This window comes from Collinsella sp. HCP28S3_B9 (assembly GCF_052066095.1).
Lineage (GTDB): Bacteria > Actinomycetota > Coriobacteriia > Coriobacteriales > Coriobacteriaceae > Collinsella.
Genome location: NZ_JBQHST010000067.1, coordinates 1 through 989 on the forward strand (window position 1 = coordinate 1; position 989 = coordinate 989).

Below are 989 nucleotides of genomic sequence, written 5' to 3' on the forward strand. Positions count from 1 at the left end.
CGAGTTCACCGACCAGTACATCGCCGAGGCCGGCATCCGCGGGAAGCACATGCCGCAGATCGTCCGCGAGAAGCTGGACTCCATCGAGGACAACCTCGAGTTCGTCAAGAAGACCATGGCCGGCATGACCAAGGCCGAGATCGAGATGCCCCTCACGGCCTCCACGACCCTCGACTCCCTGGTCAACTCCGAGTCCGAGTCCGACCTGATCATCGACCCGATGCCCAACCTCTACTTCACCCGCGACCCGTTCGCGGTCGTCGGCGAGGGCGTCAACCTCAACCGCATGTACTCGGTCACCCGCAACCGCGAGACCCTGTACGGCAAGTACGTCTTCAAGTACCACCCCGACTACAAGGACGTCTCCCTGTACTTCCGCCGCGACTGCCAGTTCCACACCGAGGGCGGCGACGTGCTGAACATCAACGAGAAGACCCTCGCCGTCGGCATCTCCCAGCGCACCCAGGCCGCCGCTATCGACGTCATGGCCCAGAACATCTTCTGGAACTCCGACTCCAAGGTCGAGCGCATCCTGGCCTTCGACATCCCGGTCTCGCGCGCCTTCATGCACCTCGACACGGTCTTCACCCAGATCGACGTCGATAAGTTCACGATCCACCCCGCCATCATGGGCACCCTGCGCGTCTACGAGCTGACCGCCGGCAAGAACCCGGGCGACGTGAACATCCGCCTGATCGAGGACACCCTCGAGCACGTCCTGGAGGACGCCACCGGCGTCGACCAGGTCAAGCTGATCCCCTGCGGCGGCGGCGACCCGATCGCGGCCTCCCGCGAGCAGTGGAACGACGGCTCCAACACCCTGTGCGTCGAGCCCGGCAAGATCTGCGTCTACGCCCGCAACACCGTCACCAACGACGTGCTGTACAAGGAGGGCCTGGACCTTCTCGTCGTGCCCTCCGCCGAGCTCTCCCGCGGCCGTGGCGGCCCGCGCTGCATGAGCATGCCCTTCTGGCGCGAGGACCTCTAAG

Annotated in this window: 1 protein-coding gene; it reads left to right on the forward strand. The window is 65.0% G+C overall.

Annotated features, from left to right (window positions below; translation table 11 throughout):
* A partial coding sequence (locus ACTNBB_RS09095; RefSeq protein WP_441055873.1) for an arginine deiminase occupies window positions 1-988 on the forward strand: 988 nt, incomplete at its 5' end.
* Window position 989 lies beyond the last annotated feature (1 nt).